Here is a 16234-nt window from a genome sequence, read left to right as displayed (position 1 = left end):
TTAAAGGGTTTGGCCGGCACTCAAGGGAAAGCCCCGCAAAAATGTCTCTGCATCCTGCGCGCCTTTGCCTGCACGTTGCAAGCGCAGAAGCTGCACCGACCCACTCGCGCACGCCACGGTAAGCGCATCATCCAACAGCGTGCCCGGTTCACCCTGCCCCGCGCCGATCCGCGACGCCAAAAGTTTCACCCGCTGGCCGTCAATCTCGGTCCATGCACCTGGAAACGGGGACAAGCCGCGGATTTTGCGGTCAACTTCTTCGGCCGTCGCGGTCCAGTCAATTTTCGCCTCAGATTTGGCGATCTTCTCGGCGTAAGTAACACCCTCACTAGGCTGAGGCTCTGGTTTCAGCGCCGACAGGTTTGCCAGCGCGTCAACGATGGCGCCCGAGCCCAGTTGCGACAGGCGGTCGTGTAGTTCTGCGGTGGTTTCAGTGGTGCCAATCGCAATCTCACGACGCAACAGCACGTCGCCGGTATCAAGGCCCGCATCCATTTGCATGATGCACACGCCGGTCTCTGTATCGCCCGCCATGATCGCGCGGTGGATCGGTGCCGCCCCGCGCCAGCGGGGCAAAAGACTGGCATGAATGTTCAGGCAGCCAAGTTCGGGCGCGTCCAGAATGGCCTGTGGCAGGATAAGGCCATAGGCCACCACCACGCCGATATCAGCCTTGAGCTCCGCGAATTCGGCCTGTGCGGCCTCATTACGCAACGACACAGGGTGGCGCACCTCCAAGCCAAGCGTTTCGGCGCGGGCATGCACAGGGGTCGGGCGATCCTTCTTACCGCGACCCGCAGGGCGCGGCGGCTGGCAATAGACGGCGGCGATCTCGTGACCCGCCGCAATGAGAGCATCCAGAACCGGCACCGAAAAATCGGGTGTCCCCATGAATACAATACGCATCTGCTTCTCCTGTGTGCGGCGCCTCAGCGCTGCTTGCGGGCCTTTTTGATCAACATATCCCGCTTGGTCTTGCTAAGGTGGTCGAAATACATCTTGCCGTTGATGTGGTCGATCTGATGTTGAACCGATGTCGCCCACAGACCGACAAAATCCTTCTCAACGGTTGCGCCGTGTTCGTCCAAATAGCGCACGGTCACCGCGCGCGGACGTTTGATTTTGGCCGACACGCCCACAAGGTTTGGACTCGCTTCTTCGTGCTCGTGCGGCTGCACCGACGCGTGCAGGATTTCCGGATTGGCCATCCGGATCGCTTCGGTGCCGTCTTCGGTCGCATCCACCACAATCACGCGCAGCATCACGCCGATCTGGTTTGCCCCCATGCCAACACCAGGCATCGCATACATCGTCTCGATCAGATCATCCCAGACCTGACGCACCTCATCGGTTATCTCCGTCACCGGTGCGGCGGCGGTGCGCAGGCGTTTGTCAGGCCAGGGAATGCAGGTACGCACAGTCATTTGGGGTCATATCCTTCTATCAGCGCGGCCCGGGTGGCGGTGTCGAGGTGATCCAGCGTGACAACGCCGTCCAAATGATCCATTTCGTGCTGGATACAACGGGCCGCAAAACCGTCAAAGTCGGCGCTGTGCGAGGCACCAGCTTCATCGCGCCATGTTACGGAAATCTCGCGTGGCCGAGTCACTGGCACCATCAGGTCAGGGATAGACAGGCAGCCCTCTTCCATCACGACAGTTTCGACGCTTCGGGCGGTGATCGCCGGATCGGCAAAGACCATCGGAGTACGCGCGCCTTCTTTCCACGTGACATCCATCACGAAAACGCGGCGCATATCGCCGATTTGCGGACCGGCAAGCCCACGACCCGGAGCCGCATACATTGTTTCAAACATTTCATCGGTCAGCGTTCGAATATCCGCGTCGCCGACCGGGGCGCAAATTTGCGACAAGCGCGCATCAGGCCAGAGAACAATCGGCAGAACGCTCATCCCCGCGCCAGCTCACGTTTCATTTTCTGGCTTTTGCGCGTCATCATCTGACGCTTCATCGGGCCAAGATAGTCAATGAACAGCTTGCCGTTCAAATGGTCGATCTCATGCTGCACACAGGTCGCCCAGAGACCATCAAAGTCTTTTTCCTGCGGGTTGCCGTCCATGTCGATCCAGCCCACGCGCACCGCTTCGGGGCGGGTGACGTCGGCAAATTGTTCAGGGATCGACAAACAGCCTTCTTCATAGACGTTGGTCTCATCAGAACTGCCCAAAACCTCGGGATTGAACATCACCATAGGCTCGGGTTCGCCCTCCTTGATGCAATCCATCACGATCAGCCGATCCAACACGCCAACCTGCGGCGCCGCAAGGCCAATGCCGGGCGCATCATACATGGTTTCCAGCATGTCTTTGGCCAGAGTGCGCAATTCATCACTTAGGTCGGCGACCGGCGCACAGACCTTTTTCAGACGGGGATCGGGATGGATCAGGATCGAACGTTTCATGGCTTTCATCTAGGACACGCAGCCCGATTGCGCAACGGGGTTGCGCGTGCCCGCCAATGAGGTAGCGTCGGGCCGTTCAATCCAGCAAAGGACCCACCCTAATGAGCTTTGACGAGATCATCGACCGCTTTGGCACCCATTCCGTGAAATGGGACATGATGGAATCCATTTACGGCGTACCTGCCAAAGACGGAATTGCCATGTGGGTGGCTGATATGGACTTCCGTCCACCGCAATGCGTGTCGGACGCCCTGGTCAAAATGAATGACATGGGCGTCTATGGTTATTACGGCGATGATGGCGCCTATCTGGATGCAATCCGTTGGTGGATGAAAGAACGTCACGGTTGGGCTGTGGAACGCAACGAGATTTTCACCACGCATGGTCTGGTGAACGGCACTGCGATGTGTGTAGACGCCTTCACAAAACCGGATGACGGCGTTGTCCTGATGACGCCTGTGTATCACGCCTTTGCAAAGGTGATCAAAGCGGCGGGACGCGAAGTTGTTGAATGCCAGCTCGCCTTAAGCGACGGCCGCTACGAGATGGATTTTGACGCGTGGGATGCGCAGATGAAAGGGCATGAAACCATGTTCATTCTCTGCTCGCCGCACAATCCGGGCGGGCGCGTCTGGACCCGCGAGGAACTGCAAGGCGTTGCGGATTTCTGCAAGCGGCACGATCTTGTTTTGGTGAGCGACGAAATCCACCACGATCTTGTCTTTCCGGGCAACACTCATATTCCGATGGCCAATGTGGACAGCTCGATCGCCGATCGTTTGGTGATGATGACGGCCACCACCAAGACCTTCAATATCGCGGGCAGCCACTCCGGCAATGTGATCATTGCGGACCCTGCCCTGCGCGCAAAATTCGGCGCGCGCATGGCAGCACTTGGTCTGTCGGCCAACAGTTTTGGTCTCTTCATGGCCGAGGCCGCTTATTCGCCCGACGGCGCGGCTTGGGTGGATGAACTGGTGGTCTATCTGGATGGAAACCGCAAAATCCTGGACACTGCGATTGCCGACATTCCCGGTCTGGCGTCGATGAACCTTGAAGCGACCTATCTGAGTTGGGTGGATTTCTCCGGCACCGGCATGGCCCGCGAAGACTTTACCAATCGCGTCGAACAAGGCGCCCGCATCGCCGTGAACCATGGCCCAACGTTTGGCAAAGGGGGAGACAGCTTCCTGCGTTTCAACATCGCCACGCCACGTGCGCGCGTGCGGGAAGCCTGTGAACGGCTGGCGGAAGCGTTTTCGGATCTACAATAAAGCCTTTGGCGCGGGGGACACTCCTTCGCGCCTTTGCATTGCAGCAATCTGCATCCAAAGCCTTGGAACCGCTATGCGGACTTAGTATCCTTTCATCGCTTTCTTCCCAAAGACCGCTTTAGGGGAAACCATCAAGTTAGCGGTAGGTTTATTCCACGCCTTTCATATTGTCCAAAAACGAGAATATCACAGGTAGGGATGATGCAAGGTGTTTTCAGTCTTCCACAACAACACGCATATTGGTGATACGGATTTGGCAAAGAGCGGAGATGCGCCCATGGGCTGCGCCGAAGGAGATTTCCTTCCCTCAGATTCTTTTGAAGAATTTTCCATTAGAGTCCTCCCGCAACTGCAAGAAGATAAAGACTATAGGATATGGAATGGGTTATCTTTAATTATGAGTGATGGACGACGCGTTCAGTGTGTAGACACCATACTCCACTTGGTTGATTTCGGTGATCATGTCGAGATGTTCGTTGATGCACTCGGCGTACATGAGCCACCATACGAAGATCTTTTTCCGCAACATGTCGCCGCGTACGAGAACCAATTTAAGGATTAATGAGAGCTTTCTGCCTGTAACTGCACAACAATACTGAGGGCTACTTCGTTCATGTCATAAAGCAGCCATTCGTGCACGGTGCAGCATCAAGCACTTTGGGCTCAAACCTGACTTTCGCTGCGGATGCATGCCATCCGGCGCTACCGCCTAACCCTCTTTCCCCAACAACGCCACCGGCGCCTCGCGCACCCGTTCAAAATCCACCGGCGCTTGGTCCATCGCCAGAGTGTGGCGCTTGAAGTCATAGCGCATTTCGTCCGCTTCCTCTGAAGAGGCAACGATCAGGCATTGGTACAAGTGTTTGCCGCCGTCAAAGACATCGACCAGACCACGCAGATGCGGGGCGTCTTGGATATCCAGTGTAAACCCGTCGTCTTCGAATTTGATAACACGAAAGCTCCGGCCGTTCGCCTCCACCCGCAGGCGATGGCGTTGCTTCAATGCTTTCTTGCGGGCGGCATCCAAGCCAGCCTGCACGTCAGGGGGCAAAAAGGTGCTCATGTCATCTCCTCCGCGGTCCGCACCAAAATCGGTGCACAGCCTATCGGGGTCAAGCCAAGTTTTTGTAAACACACTGTCTCCGGCAAAATGTCGCGGATACACCGCAGACTGTGCATTGGCGCGCAGAGCCTTTGCGGCGACGGTGGTTTCTCTGCGCGGGCGCAGCGCTTACTTTGACCCAAACGCGCAATTTCGGAGAGACACATGGGCCTATTGGTAGACGGAAAATGGGTGGATCAGTGGTATGACACCAAATCCTCGGGTGGCAAATTCGTGCGCTCTGCCAGCCAGTTTCGCAATTGGGTCACGGCGGATGGCAGCGCGGGCCCCAGCGGCACTGACGGGTTCAAAGCCGAGAGCGGGCGCTATCACCTCTATGTCTCTTTTGCCTGCCCTTGGGCGCACCGCACGCTGATATTCCGCGCCCTCAAGGGGCTGGAAGACCACATCACAGTGTCCGCTGTGCATCCCGACATGCTGGACCAGGGCTGGACCTTTGAAATGGACGACAAGGGCGCCTCCGGCGACACGCTTTACGGTCAAAGCCACGCGCACGGCATCTATACCAAAGCCGACCCGACCTATTCGGGCCGCGTGACCGTGCCGATCCTCTGGGACAAGCAGCGCGAGACCATCGTGAGCAATGAAAGCGCCGAAATCATCCGCATGTTCAACAGCGCCTTTGACGGCATCACTGGCAATACGGATGACTATTGGCCCGCGGCCCAGCGCGACGCCATTGAGGAGGTCAACGCGCGGATTTACGACACGCTGAACAATGGTGTTTACAAATGCGGTTTTTCCACCACTCAGGAAGCTTATGACGCCGCTGTTCATCCGCTGTTTGACACGCTGGATTGGCTAGAAACCCGCCTGTCGCAAAACCGCTACCTGATGGCCGACGCGTTGACCGAGGCGGACTGGCGCCTGTTCACGACGCTGATCCGCTTTGATCCGGTCTACCACTTGCATTTCAAATGCAACCGCAGCCGGCTGGTCGATTTCCCCAATCTCTGGGGCTACACACGGGAGCTTTATCAGATGGCCGGCGTGCGCGAGACGGTGAACTTTGACCACATCGTGCGCCACTATCATTACAGCCACGAAAGCATAAACCCGCACCGCATTGTGCCGATCAATCCGGTGATCGACTACGACGCGCCGCACGGGCGCGCCTGAGTTTTCTGTGACCGACGTTCAGATGGCCAAACCGGACACGTGCCGGCGGCCGTCGCCGGTACTGGCCAGATGCCCCACCAGCGCGGCAAGGTCTTCAGGCGGTGTGGATTTGGACAGCAACCCACCCATGTTGACGCAAAACCTAAACAGCGAACCGTCCAACAGTGACGGTTTGTCAGCCACAAACAATACCTGCGCGTCCGGCTGGCGCACGCCGGCATAATCACTCAGTGCAAAGGCATTGTCCTCTGTGTCCCCTTCCAGATCCAGAACCACAACGCGATAAGACCGCGTGCGTAATTGTTCTGCTGCATCGTCGTTTGTCTTCACCACATCGACCCGCATGCCTGCATCATTGATGTGATAGCCCCACAGTTTGGCAAGATTTGTCTTGCCGACTATAAGTGTGCCCATATCTATCCCCCTAGGATTTTGACATCTGGCGGTCCTTGCTTGCGCCGCCGTATCCCTAAAGACTCTAGGTTCGAGCGGGCAATTCCAACTTTAATTTTCCGTAAACGGCAATTTCTTGCCAATACCGGTGGATATCGCATATTCGCGGGTAACCAGAGTAAAGAGTCGGTAAAATGCGAATGATTTCAACGGCGGAAACACGCACTCCTCGCGACCACGGCGGCGGCATCGACGCAGCGGTGACCCGTTGGGGCGGCACACGCGCCGCATGGCTGGATCTGTCTACCGGCATAAATCCGGTGCCCTATCCATTGCCAGACTTCTCCCCAGCCGATTGGGCCGACCTACCGGACAAGGCGGCGCAAGATGCTCTGACCGACGCGGCGCGGGCTTTCTGGCAGGTGCCGGACGACGCGGCAATACTGGCGGCACCTGGCGCTTCGGCGCTGATCGCGCGCATTCCGGCTTTGGCGAACCCTGCGCGTGTGGACATTCCAGCCCCGACCTATAATGAACACGCCGCCGCCTTTGTGGCGCAAGGGTGGGATGTCTCGACCGACGATCCTGCCGCCCGCGTTTTGGTGCACCCTAACAACCCGACCGGACGGCTTTGGGCCGAAAACGATCTGACTGCGCCTCTGACCGTGATCGACGAGAGTTTTTGCGACGTCACACCCGACGCCACACTGGTGAAAGAAGCCGCTCAGACCGGCCGCATAGTGCTTAAAAGTTTCGGCAAATTCTGGGGGCTTGCAGGCGCACGGCTGGGGTTTGCAATCGGAGATCCTGCCTTAATCGAGCGGCTTGCAGATTTCACCGGCCCATGGGCGGTCTCCGGCCCCGCGCTGCGCATTGGCGCGGCTGCCCTGCGCGACCACGGCTGGGCGGATGCAACACGAACGCGATTGATCGCGGACGCCTCCCGACTTGACGCCCTAATGAGCCTAAAAGGCGCCAAAATCGTGGGCGGCACCACGCTGTTCCGGCTTTATGAGGTCAACGACGCCGCCGCGTGGCAGGACCGGCTTGCCAAACAACACGTCTGGTCTCGCATCTTTCCCTATTCCAAAACCTACCTGCGCCTTGGCCTGCCAGCGCCCGACCGCTGGGCACAGCTGGAGGCCGCACTATGAGCCACGCCACTGTTCTGTTTCTTGCGATGCTGCTGGACGCCGCTATGGGAGAGCCGCTTTGGATGTGGGACCGCACGCCCCACCCCGCGGTCCTGATGGGCCGCGTGATTGGCAAAGCTGATGCGCGGCTGAACACCGGCGACAGTCGCTTTGCCAAAGGCGTTGCCCTGTGCGTTGCCTTGGTTGTCGGGGCATGGCTTTTGGGGTCTGTCTTGGCGGCTATTGGCTGGCTGCCGGAATTGCTTTTGGCGGCAATCCTGCTGGCGCAACGGTCACTGGTGCAGCATGTGCAGGCCGTGGGCGACGCGTTGCGGGTGTCTTTGGGCGATGGCAAACGCGCGGTGGCGATGATCGTCAGCCGCGACACCGCGGCAATGGACCAAAGCGATGTGGCGCGATCGGCCATCGAAAGCGCGGCCGAAAACCTCAGCGACGGTGTCATAGCGCCCGCTTTCTGGTTCCTGATCGCCGGGCTTCCCGGCCTGCTGATCTACAAGGCCATCAACACCGCCGACAGCATGATCGGCTATCGCACCGAGCGCTATGAACAGTTTGGCAAAGCCGCCGCCAAACTTGATGATCTGCTGAACTGGATCCCTGCCCGCCTGACCGCTGTCCTGATCGCCGTGAGCCATCGCACTATGGGTGACTGGGCTGTGATCCGCGCGGATGCGGCGCTGCACCGCTCACCCAACGCGGGCTGGCCCGAGGCCGCCATGGCGCGCGCCTTGGGCATCGCTGTGTCCGGCCCGCGTACCTATGATGGCGAATTGCGCGATTTCCCCTTTGTGAACGCAGATGGTCGTCGCACAGTTACGCCTGACGACATCGACATCGCCTGTTCCGCATTGTGGCGCACATGGGGGCTGGCGGTCGGCACTGTCCTATTTTTTGCAGTGGTCTAATTCATTGCCCTACGCCGCCCCCCTGCTTAGGGTCGGCGCAACAGATTAAGAGGTTTTCATATGCGTTTGACACTCGCCATTTCCACCCTGCTTCTCAGCGCGGGCCTTGCGACCGCCAAAGTGCCCTGCGGCGGTTCATTCAACGGCTTTATCAACGGCCTCAAGAAAGAAGCCATTTCCAAAGGCCACTCCAAATCCACGGTGGACAAGTTTTTCGCCTCCGCCCGTCAGGATCCGGCAACGATCAAGGCAGACCGCAGTCAGGGCGTGTTTCAAATGCCGTTTCTGGATTTCTCCCAACGTCTGATCAGCCAGAACCGCATCGACAACGGTCGCAAAAAATCCAATCAATACAACGCCATCTTCAACCGCATCGAGCAGCAATACGGCGTGTCGCGCGGCGTGCTTTTGGCATTTTGGGCCTTTGAAACCGACTACGGCACGTTCCAAGGCAACTTCAACACGCTGAATTCCTTGGTGACGCTGTCGCACGATTGCCGCCGCCCCGAATTGTTCCGCCCCCAAGTGTTTGCGGCACTGGAACTTTATGAGCGTGGCGATTTCAGCCCAACCAAAACCACTGGTGCGTGGGCGGGTGAAATCGGCATGGTACAAATGCTGCCTGCCGACATCATCGAAAACGGCGTGGACGGCGATGGCGACGGCAAGGTGACGCTCAAAACGTCAGCCCCTGATGCGCTAATGTCCGGTGGACAAATGCTCTCCCATCTGGGGTGGCGCAAGGGCGAACCTTGGTTGCAGGAGGTCTCGGTGCCTTCCAACGTTGATTGGTCAAAATCCGGTCTGGATCACACTATGAACGCCCGCGATTGGGCCAAGATGGGCGTAAAACCACGTTCGGGGAAATTGGCCAACTTGCCCGCCTCGCTGCTGTTGCCGCAAGGCCGCAAAGGCCCGGCATTTTTGGCGTACCCGAATTTCCACGTCTATTTTGAGTGGAACAAGAGCTTTGTCTATGTGACCACGGCCGCCTATTTCGGCACCCGCCTTGAGGGCGCGCCACGCTATGATGCGGGCAACGCCGATCCTGGCCTGTCTGGTGGCCAGATGAAAGCGCTGCAAAAGAAACTCAAGGCGCGCGGGCATGACGTCGGCAAGGTTGACGGCATTCTGGGCAAACTGACCCGCCGCGCTGTGCAAGCCGAGCAAAAACGCCTTGGTCTGCCAGCCGATGCATGGCCAACGGTTGGCCTGTTGAACAAACTCTAAAAGTTAAGGGCGGATGGGAAATCGCATCCCGTCCGCCGTCTGCAACACCAAGCGATCGCCGTTGGTAACAAACCTATCGCAACGCTCAACGCCGGTGACAAAGGTCACACAGACCCGCGAGTTGTCGGCCACCGCCCAATGCCCGTACCACGTGCCACCGCCGCCATAGATGTACTGATACTCACCGTTGCTGTCATAGACGGACCGCCCATCGTCATAAAACGTCAGCGTTTGACCTGAAAGGCGCGCCGTAAGCGTCTCCGCGTCAAAGGCCTCATCGCCAGAGTGCGACTTCCAGTCCTGCGCGATGGCAGGCGCAGCAGCGAGGGTTAGAACGGCAGCAAGTACGCGCATAGATATCTCCTGTTTGAGATCAGCTTATGCGGGGTTTTGCTCGCGCGGGTGTCACGTTGCGGTGAACCGGAGTTAGGCCACCATGGTCGCCGCCGCCTTCAAATCGACGCTCACCAATTGGCTGACGCCCTGCTCGGCCATGGTCACACCAAACAAGCGATCCATCCGCGCCATCGTCACCGCATGGTGGGTGATGATCAAAAAGCGCGTGTTGGTGCGACGGCACATTTCGTCCAACAAGTCACAGAACCGCGTGACGTTGGCATCATCCAGCGGCGCGTCGACCTCGTCCAGCACACAAATCGGCGCCGGATTGGCCAGGAACACCGCAAAAATCAGCGCCATCGCGGTCAGGGTCTGTTCCCCGCCCGACAACAGCGACAGCGTGCTGAGTTTCTTGCCCGGCGGCTGACACATGATCTCCAGACCAGCCTCAAGCGGGTCGTCACTTTCGACCAACACCAGATTCGCCTCACCACCGCCAAACAGGTGACGGAACAAGAGACCAAAGTTGCTGTTCACCTGCTCAAAGGCCGTCAGCAAACGCTCGCGACCTTCTTTGTTCAGGCTGGCAATGCCGTTGCGCAGGGTGGCAATCGCCTCTTCCAGATCGGTTTTCTCGCCAGTCAAAGTGTCGAATTCTTCCTGCACTTCTTTGGCGTCTTCTTCGGCCCGCAAATTCACCGCGCCCAGCGCGTCCCGCTGCCGCTTCAGGCGGTTCACATCCGCCTCGACTTGCGCTGCATCCGGCATATTGTCCGGATCCACGTCCAGCCGTTCCAACAACTGCGCGGGCGAGACTTCCTGATCTTCCATGATGCGTTCAGCCGCATAAGCCACGGTTTCACGCGCCGCATCGGCCCGCGCCTCAGAGCGCGCCCGCGCTTCACGGGCCTCGCCAGCAAGCCGTTCTGCCTCGCGCGACGCATGTTCCGCCTCACGCGATGCCGTCTCCGCCTCTGCCAGCACATCAGCAGCACCGCGGCGGCGTTCTTCTGCCTGATCGATTGCGTCGGTCAGCTCTTCGCGCTTGGCGGCGATTTCTTCGGGGGCAGCACCGGCATCCAAAAGCTCTTCTTCAGAGGCGTCCTTGCGTTCCGCCAATTCGGTCATCCGCTTTTCAGCGGTTTCCAAACGGTGACGCCAGCCACTTATTTCCTTGGTCACTTCCTGCGACCGTCTCAGACGCGCCTCGCCTTCGCGGCGCAATTCATCGTGTGATGACCGGCGCGACATCATCATGATCCGCGCGGCTTCGACCGTCATCTTGATGTCTTCGACGTCCGACCGCGCCGCATCCAGATCACCAAGATCGGCCAACGCGCGCTCGGCTTCCTGCAACTGCGACCGCGCTGCCATGGCTTCTTCCTCGTGACGGGTCACAGCAAGGCCCAATGACTCAAGCCTGCCTTCCGCCAGATTGCGATCCGCCTCAGCCCGGCTTAGCGCACGGTTGGCATCCGCCACCGCGCGATCCGCAGCCCGACGCGCTTCACGTGCGGCCTGATCGATTTGCGCCAACTCTTGCAAGCGTGACTGCAGCGTTTCATGCGCCTGCACAGCACCATCCGCCCGCGCCGTCGCAACCGCCATCGTCTGCTTCAACTCTTCCAGACGGTTGAGCTGTTGCAGACGCAATGCCGCCGCACTTGGCGCATCCTCGGCCCACGCACGATACCCATCCCACCGCCACAAATCCCCTTCCAGCGACACCAGCCGCTGACCGGGTTTCAACATCGGCTGAAGGCCCAACGCATCCTCTGTCGACACCAAGCCAATCTGGCTCATGCGACGCTCCAGAACATCGGGAACCGAGACATGTTCCACGAGCGATGTTACGCCCGCCGGAAGCGGCTGCACGTCGTGATATTGCGGCAACACATACCAACCCGACGGGCCGTCTTCTTCGACCTCTGGCGCGCGCAAGTCATCCGCCATCGCCGCGCCCAGCGCTTTTTCAAAGCCCTGCTGCACCTGAAGACGATCCAGAATTTGGCCGCCTTCGGCCGTGTCGCGCTCGACCAATTTGGCCAACGCCGTGGTTTCCGCGCGCAATGCGTTCAACTCGCCCTCGGCCTCGGAACGTTCGGCGCGGGCATCGGCTTCGCGGGACTGTGTTTCTGCGCGGTCGTCTTCGACCTCCGCAAGCCGCTCCTCAGCATCCTGCGCCGCTTCCATCGCCTCGCCTTCAGCCTCGCGCGACATCTCCAGTTGCGCTGCGGCACGTTCCAACGCGTCCTGAGAGTCGCTCACGGCCGCACGGGCCTTTTCGGCCTCAAGCTCGTTCTTGGATTGGGTTTTCTGGGTATCCTCAAGCAAGCGATGTGCTGACTGATGCCGGGCGGCCAAACGTGCCACATCCTCGGTCAGCTGCGCCAGTTCGCTTTCGCGCTCTTGCAACACCGACGCTGCCTCACGCGCCTCGTCTTGCGCCTCCTCAAGCCGCTCTGCCTGCCCCTCGCCGGCTTTGGCGAGCTCTTTTTGCTCCCACTCCAGCCGTTCGATGGTATCCACGGCGTCGCGGTTCAACCCACCTTCGCGCTCCATGTCGCGGCCCAGTTGCAAGATGCGGTTCTTCAACGTTTCGATGATCTGAAGCGCATGCGCCTCCTGATCGTTCAAACTGTCGCGCTGCACCTGAAGACGCTGCAACACAGCCGCCGCGATCGCCTCTTCCTCACGCAGTGGTGGCAAGGCGTCGTCGCGAACCTGCCGCTCTTTCGCAGCTACACGGCTCAGCCCCTCAGCCTGCGCGGCTTGCGTGGTCCGGGTTTTCAGCTCGTCATCTGCCGCCGATCGGGCGTCGTCTGCCTCACGCCAGCGGCGATACAGCAACAGACCCTCGGACTGGCGCAACTCGTCTCCAATGGCACGATAACGCGCCGCCTGACGCGCTTGGCGCGCAAGCTGGCCAAGCTGATTGGCCAATTGTTCAATGACATCGTCAACGCGGGACAGATTGGTTTCGGCCCCTCTAAGCTTCAACTCCGCCTCGTGACGGCGCTGATAGAGCCCGGAAATGCCTGCGGCCTCTTCCAAAATCCGCCGCCGTGCTTTGGGTTTGGAGTTGATCAGCTCTGCAATTTGCCCCTGCCGCACAAGCGCAGGTGAATGCGCACCTGTTGAGGCGTCAGCAAACAACATCTGCACATCGCGGGCCCGCACATCTTTGGCGTTTACCTTATAAGCGGAGCCAACATCACGCGTGATGCGGCGGTTGATTTCCAGCGCGTCATCCTCGTTGAACCCTGCTGGTGCAAGCCGTTCCGAATTGTCGATCTGCAAGGCGACTTCAGCAAAGTTGCGCGCCGGTCGCGTGGCGGCACCGGCAAAGATCACGTCTTCCATCCCACCGCCGCGCATCGCCTTGGGGCGGTTTTCGCCCATTACCCAGCGCAGCGCCTCAAGCAAATTGGATTTGCCGCAGCCATTTGGACCAACCACACCAGTCAAACCATCTGCGATGATCAGATCGGTTGGATCGACAAAGCTTTTGAAGCCGGTCAGTCTGAGTTTCGAAAAGCGCAAAGTGGCGGTGGTCCTTCGTTTGATTCAGAATCCATTAGGCCTGCGCGTGTGATTCCCGCAGATTTCCAAGTCTGCAAAGTGCCAAGTGTTTGAGTCAACGCCTAACCACAGCATCTGGCCAATGCTAACCACTTATCCACAAGATATTGCATTTTGGCGTGGTGCATTCCTGCAGCAGAACGCCGTTTGTGCTTGTCACTATGTCGGAAACGGCCTTGACCCCATACGCAAAAAACCGCCAAACATGGGGCGTACGGTAGATCGAAGCAAAATCTTCGGTTCGGGAATGAGGAAGGAGCCTGCTCTGAGCCTCAGCCGCCCCCGCGACTGTGAGTGGCGAGCGCGCGTTCAAACCACTGGAGGGTCTCTCCGGGAAGGGAATGCACCGCGTCGACCCGCGAGCCAGGAGACCGGCCGTGCAGACAGAGAAACCCCATTTCGCCCGTCGGGTGTGACGGGAAAGGAGAAAAGAAAATGACGACCCAAACAGCGAATTTCGCAGCAACACGCAGCAACACACTGGCCTTCATTCTGGCTTTGACCGTTGGCGTGGCTCTGTTGACTGTTTCCGGCATGGCGCAAGCCACCGTTTTGCATGATGCGGCTCACGACCAGCGTCACGCGATGGCATTCCCCTGCCACTAAGCGCACGCCTGTAAAACAATGACCAAAAATTTGTTGTCCAGCGCTGTGTTCGCTGGCCTGATAGCGGGGCTGATTGCAGCCCTGCTTCAGTTCGTTTTTGTCATCCCGCTTTTGCTGGAAGGTGAACTTTATGAAACCGGCGCACGGCTGCACTTCGCGACCGATGGCACGCCTCAATCTGAACGTGGCGCGCCCGGATTAGGCGGTGAATGGGGCCGTCATCTGATGACGATCGGCTTCAACCTTGTGACCTACGCCGGCTATGGTTTGTTGATGGTGGCGGCGATGGGGCTGGCGCGCGACCATCGCGGCACCCCGATCACGGCGCAAAACGGCATCATCTGGGGTTTGGCCGGATTTATCGCAGTGCAACTTGCGCCGGCCGTTGGCCTGCCGCCCGAATTGCCAGGCACACCCGCTGCCGAGCTTGCCCCGCGTCAGATCTGGTGGATGGGCACAATCCTTGCCACCCTGGTTGGCCTTGCGCTGATTGCGTTCGGGCGCGGCATGATGATGCACTTTCTGGGTCTGATCGTGATCCTCGCGCCACAGCTGATTGGTGCACCGCATCTGGACACCTTCTGGGGCGTAGCCCCCCCTGAACTGTCAGCGGAGTTTGTCACCCACAGCCTTGGCTTTGCTGCCGTGGGCTGGGTCACACTTGGTTACTTCTGCGCCTTGTTCATGGCGCAGGGCGAAGACAGCTAAGCATTCGGCGGGAGGGGCTTTGCCCCTCTTGCCCCGACCGGGGCAATTCACCCCAAGGTATTTTTGAAACAAAAAGCCTAGGGAGCAGGAATGCGCCCTTTGAGGCAAAACCGCAGACGGCCCGCTGGGCGGGCGTCGGTGATGTCCCCTGCCTCCGCTTGAACAAAGAGCTTGGCCATGGCCAAAGTGTCCGCAAGGTCCGTTTCGGGAGCAATGCCAGCGAACAGGTAGGCCGCCTTTTCAGGCGCCCGCAGCGCCAACGCCAAAGGCTCGGAGCAGACGTTTAAGCAGCTGACGGTTTTGACGACCAGCGCCTGTAAGTCCGGATCCGCTCTGGCGGCATCCCGCAAGGCAGCGGCAAAAGTTGCGCCGCTGGGTGCGGCGTTTTCGGCGCAGCAGGTGTCACAAACAAAAAGCGTATGCGTCATCAGGTGGTCATTCCAAAAGCTGAGGCTGGACAGCAGCCGAGCGATGCCACAGATTGGCGCGCGAAACCAGAGGGGGAAGAATAATGAACGACATTCGCGTTGTACCGGGGAACCCTCGGGAGCCGCAGGCCACCCGTCTGTTGCAAGCAAGTCATGCGCTCATGCAATCTCTGTTTTCCTCAGAGGACAACCATTTTCTGTCGATTGACGAGCTGTGCGTCGAGTCCGTCCGCTTCTTTGTCGCCAAAGACGGGGACACCACGTTGGGCTGTGCGGCGCTGGCCAACAAGGGGGACTATGCCGAGATCAAATCGATGTTTGTTGACCCCAACGCGCGGGGGCGCGGCATCGCGCATCAGTTGATGCAGCATCTTGAGCGAGATGCCCGCACGCAGGACCTTTCGGTGTTGAAGCTGGAGACCGGTGACACACTTACGCAAGCGCACAGCCTCTATTACGCGCATGGCTTCAAAGACTGCGCGCCGTTTGGCGATTACGAGGAAAGCCCGGCCTCACTCTTTATGGCAAAAACGCTGGACTAGTCGCAATCGGCCTCCAGATACGCTGTCGCCCCGCCAGCGGGCACAAAGATGTCGACCACCTCGCAGTCTTGTTCTTTGAGATAGCTTAATGCAGGGGGCGGCCCGTCGCCCGGATCACAGGCCAGTATGCCCGTGATTTTGGCCGCATCGCCGCGTATTTCGACCACATCGCATCCCGTGACCACCTGCATGGCGATTTCCGCTTTTGGCGCGATGGCGTCAAGGCGCGGGGCGTATTGCATATTCACGCGAACCGCCTCAGCAAGTCGACCTTTGTGGCGCACATCAAACGTGCTGCCCATCACGGAAACGCGCGTTGCCTCTGTGCCGAAATAGTGCGGACTGGGGGCGTTACAGGCCGTGAGAAAAATCAGGAAACTCAAAAATCGCATACCGCCAGACTGGCCAAT

At 59.0% G+C, this 16234-nt stretch carries 19 protein-coding genes and 1 riboswitch; of the genes, 8 read left to right on the top strand and 11 right to left on the bottom strand.

Translation table 11 applies throughout. The annotated features are described in order from the left end of the window. The 4 genes from fmt to def (SHIM_RS00670) are packed head-to-tail and all read right to left on the bottom strand — an operon-like array spanning position 1 to position 2421. A complete protein-coding gene (fmt, locus tag SHIM_RS00685; RefSeq protein ID WP_054000700.1) occupies positions 1 to 906 on the bottom strand; it encodes a methionyl-tRNA formyltransferase in 906 nt (301 codons plus the stop codon). Between the two features lie 23 nt (positions 907 to 929). Continuing rightward, on the bottom strand, positions 930 to 1424 hold the full coding sequence (def, locus tag SHIM_RS00680; RefSeq protein WP_054000699.1) for a peptide deformylase: 495 nt from the start codon (positions 1422 to 1424) through the stop codon (positions 930 to 932). Continuing rightward, entirely contained in the window at positions 1421 to 1912 is a 492-nt protein-coding gene (gene def, locus SHIM_RS00675; protein WP_054000698.1) for a peptide deformylase, read from the bottom strand. The genes def (SHIM_RS00680) and def (SHIM_RS00675) overlap by 4 nt, the downstream gene beginning before the upstream one ends. Next, positions 1909 to 2421, bottom strand: coding sequence for a peptide deformylase (gene def, locus SHIM_RS00670; protein WP_054000848.1), 513 nt, complete (start codon positions 2419 to 2421; stop codon positions 1909 to 1911). The genes def (SHIM_RS00675) and def (SHIM_RS00670) overlap by 4 nt, the downstream gene beginning before the upstream one ends. Before the next feature lie 101 nt (positions 2422 to 2522). Here def (SHIM_RS00670) and SHIM_RS00665 point away from each other — a divergent pair, with 101 nt between their 5' ends. Next, complete coding sequence (locus SHIM_RS00665) at positions 2523 to 3695, top strand: MalY/PatB family protein (protein ID WP_054000697.1); 1173 nt, start codon at positions 2523 to 2525, stop codon at positions 3693 to 3695. 391 nt (positions 3696 to 4086) lie between these two features. On the opposite strand, the gene SHIM_RS20280 is transcribed toward SHIM_RS00665, so the two are convergent. Together SHIM_RS20280 and SHIM_RS00660 are read right to left on the bottom strand one after the other, a co-directional pair. Next, positions 4087 to 4224 (bottom strand): hypothetical protein, encoded by a 138-nt coding sequence (locus tag SHIM_RS20280; RefSeq protein WP_193749835.1) that lies wholly within the window; start codon positions 4222 to 4224, stop codon positions 4087 to 4089. A gap of 180 nt (positions 4225 to 4404) precedes the next feature. Beyond that, positions 4405 to 4758, bottom strand: coding sequence for a hypothetical protein (locus SHIM_RS00660; RefSeq protein ID WP_054000696.1), 354 nt, complete (start codon positions 4756 to 4758; stop codon positions 4405 to 4407). 204 nt (positions 4759 to 4962) lie between these two features. Here SHIM_RS00660 and SHIM_RS00655 point away from each other — a divergent pair, with 204 nt between their 5' ends. Then, positions 4963 to 5937, top strand: coding sequence for a glutathione S-transferase family protein (locus SHIM_RS00655; protein WP_054000695.1), 975 nt, complete (start codon positions 4963 to 4965; stop codon positions 5935 to 5937). A gap of 18 nt (positions 5938 to 5955) precedes the next feature. On the opposite strand, the gene SHIM_RS00650 is transcribed toward SHIM_RS00655, so the two are convergent. Then, positions 5956 to 6351: a response regulator transcription factor gene (locus tag SHIM_RS00650; RefSeq protein WP_054000694.1), complete on the bottom strand. Its 396-nt coding sequence runs from the start codon at positions 6349 to 6351 to the stop codon at positions 5956 to 5958. A 173-nt stretch (positions 6352 to 6524) separates the two neighbouring features. Between SHIM_RS00650 and SHIM_RS00645 the strand changes: the two genes are divergently transcribed. From SHIM_RS00645 to SHIM_RS00635, 3 genes are read left to right on the top strand one after another with little or no spacing between them, the layout of a single operon-like run. Continuing rightward, positions 6525 to 7484: a threonine-phosphate decarboxylase gene (locus SHIM_RS00645; protein WP_054000693.1), complete on the top strand. Its 960-nt coding sequence runs from the start codon at positions 6525 to 6527 to the stop codon at positions 7482 to 7484. Continuing rightward, complete coding sequence (cbiB, locus tag SHIM_RS00640; protein ID WP_054000692.1) at positions 7481 to 8389, top strand: adenosylcobinamide-phosphate synthase CbiB; 909 nt, start codon at positions 7481 to 7483, stop codon at positions 8387 to 8389. Before SHIM_RS00645 ends, cbiB begins: the two co-directional genes overlap by 4 nt. Before the next feature lie 60 nt (positions 8390 to 8449). Further along, the gene (locus SHIM_RS00635; RefSeq protein WP_054000691.1) at positions 8450 to 9619 is read left to right on the top strand and encodes a lytic murein transglycosylase; all 1170 of its coding nucleotides are present in this window, start codon (positions 8450 to 8452) and stop codon (positions 9617 to 9619) included. 3 nt (positions 9620 to 9622) lie between these two features. On the opposite strand, the gene SHIM_RS00630 is transcribed toward SHIM_RS00635, so the two are convergent. Together SHIM_RS00630 and smc are read right to left on the bottom strand one after the other, a co-directional pair. Beyond that, positions 9623 to 9973, bottom strand: coding sequence for a hypothetical protein (locus SHIM_RS00630; protein ID WP_054000690.1), 351 nt, complete (start codon positions 9971 to 9973; stop codon positions 9623 to 9625). 72 nt (positions 9974 to 10045) lie between these two features. After that, on the bottom strand, positions 10046 to 13501 hold the full coding sequence (gene smc, locus SHIM_RS00625; protein ID WP_054000689.1) for a chromosome segregation protein SMC: 3456 nt from the start codon (positions 13499 to 13501) through the stop codon (positions 10046 to 10048). Between the two features lie 237 nt (positions 13502 to 13738). After that, positions 13739 to 13934, top strand: a riboswitch (cobalamin riboswitch). A 41-nt stretch (positions 13935 to 13975) separates the two neighbouring features. Here smc and SHIM_RS00620 point away from each other — a divergent pair. Then, positions 13976 to 14146 carry a CbtB domain-containing protein gene (locus tag SHIM_RS00620; RefSeq protein WP_054000688.1) on the top strand — a complete coding sequence of 57 codons (171 nt, stop codon included), beginning with the start codon at positions 13976 to 13978 and terminating at the stop codon, positions 14144 to 14146. Between the two features lie 18 nt (positions 14147 to 14164). Continuing rightward, positions 14165 to 14854: a CbtA family protein gene (locus SHIM_RS00615; RefSeq protein WP_054000687.1), complete on the top strand. Its 690-nt coding sequence runs from the start codon at positions 14165 to 14167 to the stop codon at positions 14852 to 14854. Between the two features lie 77 nt (positions 14855 to 14931). Here the strand turns inward: SHIM_RS00615 and SHIM_RS00610 are convergent, their stop codons facing one another. Further along, positions 14932 to 15282, bottom strand: coding sequence for a DUF1636 family protein (locus tag SHIM_RS00610; protein WP_054000686.1), 351 nt, complete (start codon positions 15280 to 15282; stop codon positions 14932 to 14934). A gap of 83 nt (positions 15283 to 15365) precedes the next feature. Between SHIM_RS00610 and SHIM_RS00605 the strand changes: the two genes are divergently transcribed. Next, positions 15366 to 15824, top strand: a complete 459-nt coding sequence (locus SHIM_RS00605) for a GNAT family N-acetyltransferase (protein WP_054000685.1) — start codon at positions 15366 to 15368, stop codon at positions 15822 to 15824. Here SHIM_RS00605 and SHIM_RS20275 read toward each other — a convergent pair. Continuing rightward, positions 15821 to 16216: a hypothetical protein gene (locus SHIM_RS20275; RefSeq protein WP_082358203.1), complete on the bottom strand. Its 396-nt coding sequence runs from the start codon at positions 16214 to 16216 to the stop codon at positions 15821 to 15823. The genes SHIM_RS00605 and SHIM_RS20275 overlap by 4 nt on opposite strands. Between the last annotated feature and the right edge of the window lie 18 nt (positions 16217 to 16234).

It is taken from the genome of Shimia sp. SK013, assembly GCF_001292625.1.
Lineage (GTDB): Bacteria > Pseudomonadota > Alphaproteobacteria > Rhodobacterales > Rhodobacteraceae > Shimia.
This window is presented reverse-complemented; position numbering and strand designations above follow the sequence as displayed.

Coding starts and splice junctions, on each gene's coding strand:
- SHIM_RS00660 (WP_054000696.1), bottom strand. CDS start 4,758: ATGAGCACCTTTTTGCCCCCTGACGTGCAGGCTGGCTTGGATGCCGCC.
- SHIM_RS00645 (WP_054000693.1), top strand. CDS start 6,525: ATGCGAATGATTTCAACGGCGGAAACACGCACTCCTCGCGACCACGGC.
- SHIM_RS20280 (WP_193749835.1), bottom strand. CDS start 4,224: ATGTTGCGGAAAAAGATCTTCGTATGGTGGCTCATGTACGCCGAGTGC.
- SHIM_RS00635 (WP_054000691.1), top strand. CDS start 8,450: ATGCGTTTGACACTCGCCATTTCCACCCTGCTTCTCAGCGCGGGCCTT.
- def (WP_054000848.1), bottom strand. CDS start 2,421: ATGAAACGTTCGATCCTGATCCATCCCGATCCCCGTCTGAAAAAGGTC.
- SHIM_RS00610 (WP_054000686.1), bottom strand. CDS start 15,282: ATGACGCATACGCTTTTTGTTTGTGACACCTGCTGCGCCGAAAACGCC.
- SHIM_RS00650 (WP_054000694.1), bottom strand. CDS start 6,351: ATGGGCACACTTATAGTCGGCAAGACAAATCTTGCCAAACTGTGGGGC.
- SHIM_RS00615 (WP_054000687.1), top strand. CDS start 14,165: ATGACCAAAAATTTGTTGTCCAGCGCTGTGTTCGCTGGCCTGATAGCG.
- SHIM_RS00630 (WP_054000690.1), bottom strand. CDS start 9,973: ATGCGCGTACTTGCTGCCGTTCTAACCCTCGCTGCTGCGCCTGCCATC.
- def (WP_054000699.1), bottom strand. CDS start 1,424: ATGACTGTGCGTACCTGCATTCCCTGGCCTGACAAACGCCTGCGCACC.
- def (WP_054000698.1), bottom strand. CDS start 1,912: ATGAGCGTTCTGCCGATTGTTCTCTGGCCTGATGCGCGCTTGTCGCAA.
- fmt (WP_054000700.1), bottom strand. CDS start 906: ATGCGTATTGTATTCATGGGGACACCCGATTTTTCGGTGCCGGTTCTG.
- SHIM_RS00620 (WP_054000688.1), top strand. CDS start 13,976: ATGACGACCCAAACAGCGAATTTCGCAGCAACACGCAGCAACACACTG.
- SHIM_RS00605 (WP_054000685.1), top strand. CDS start 15,366: ATGAACGACATTCGCGTTGTACCGGGGAACCCTCGGGAGCCGCAGGCC.
- cbiB (WP_054000692.1), top strand. CDS start 7,481: ATGAGCCACGCCACTGTTCTGTTTCTTGCGATGCTGCTGGACGCCGCT.
- SHIM_RS00665 (WP_054000697.1), top strand. CDS start 2,523: ATGAGCTTTGACGAGATCATCGACCGCTTTGGCACCCATTCCGTGAAA.
- SHIM_RS00655 (WP_054000695.1), top strand. CDS start 4,963: ATGGGCCTATTGGTAGACGGAAAATGGGTGGATCAGTGGTATGACACC.
- SHIM_RS20275 (WP_082358203.1), bottom strand. CDS start 16,216: ATGCGATTTTTGAGTTTCCTGATTTTTCTCACGGCCTGTAACGCCCCC.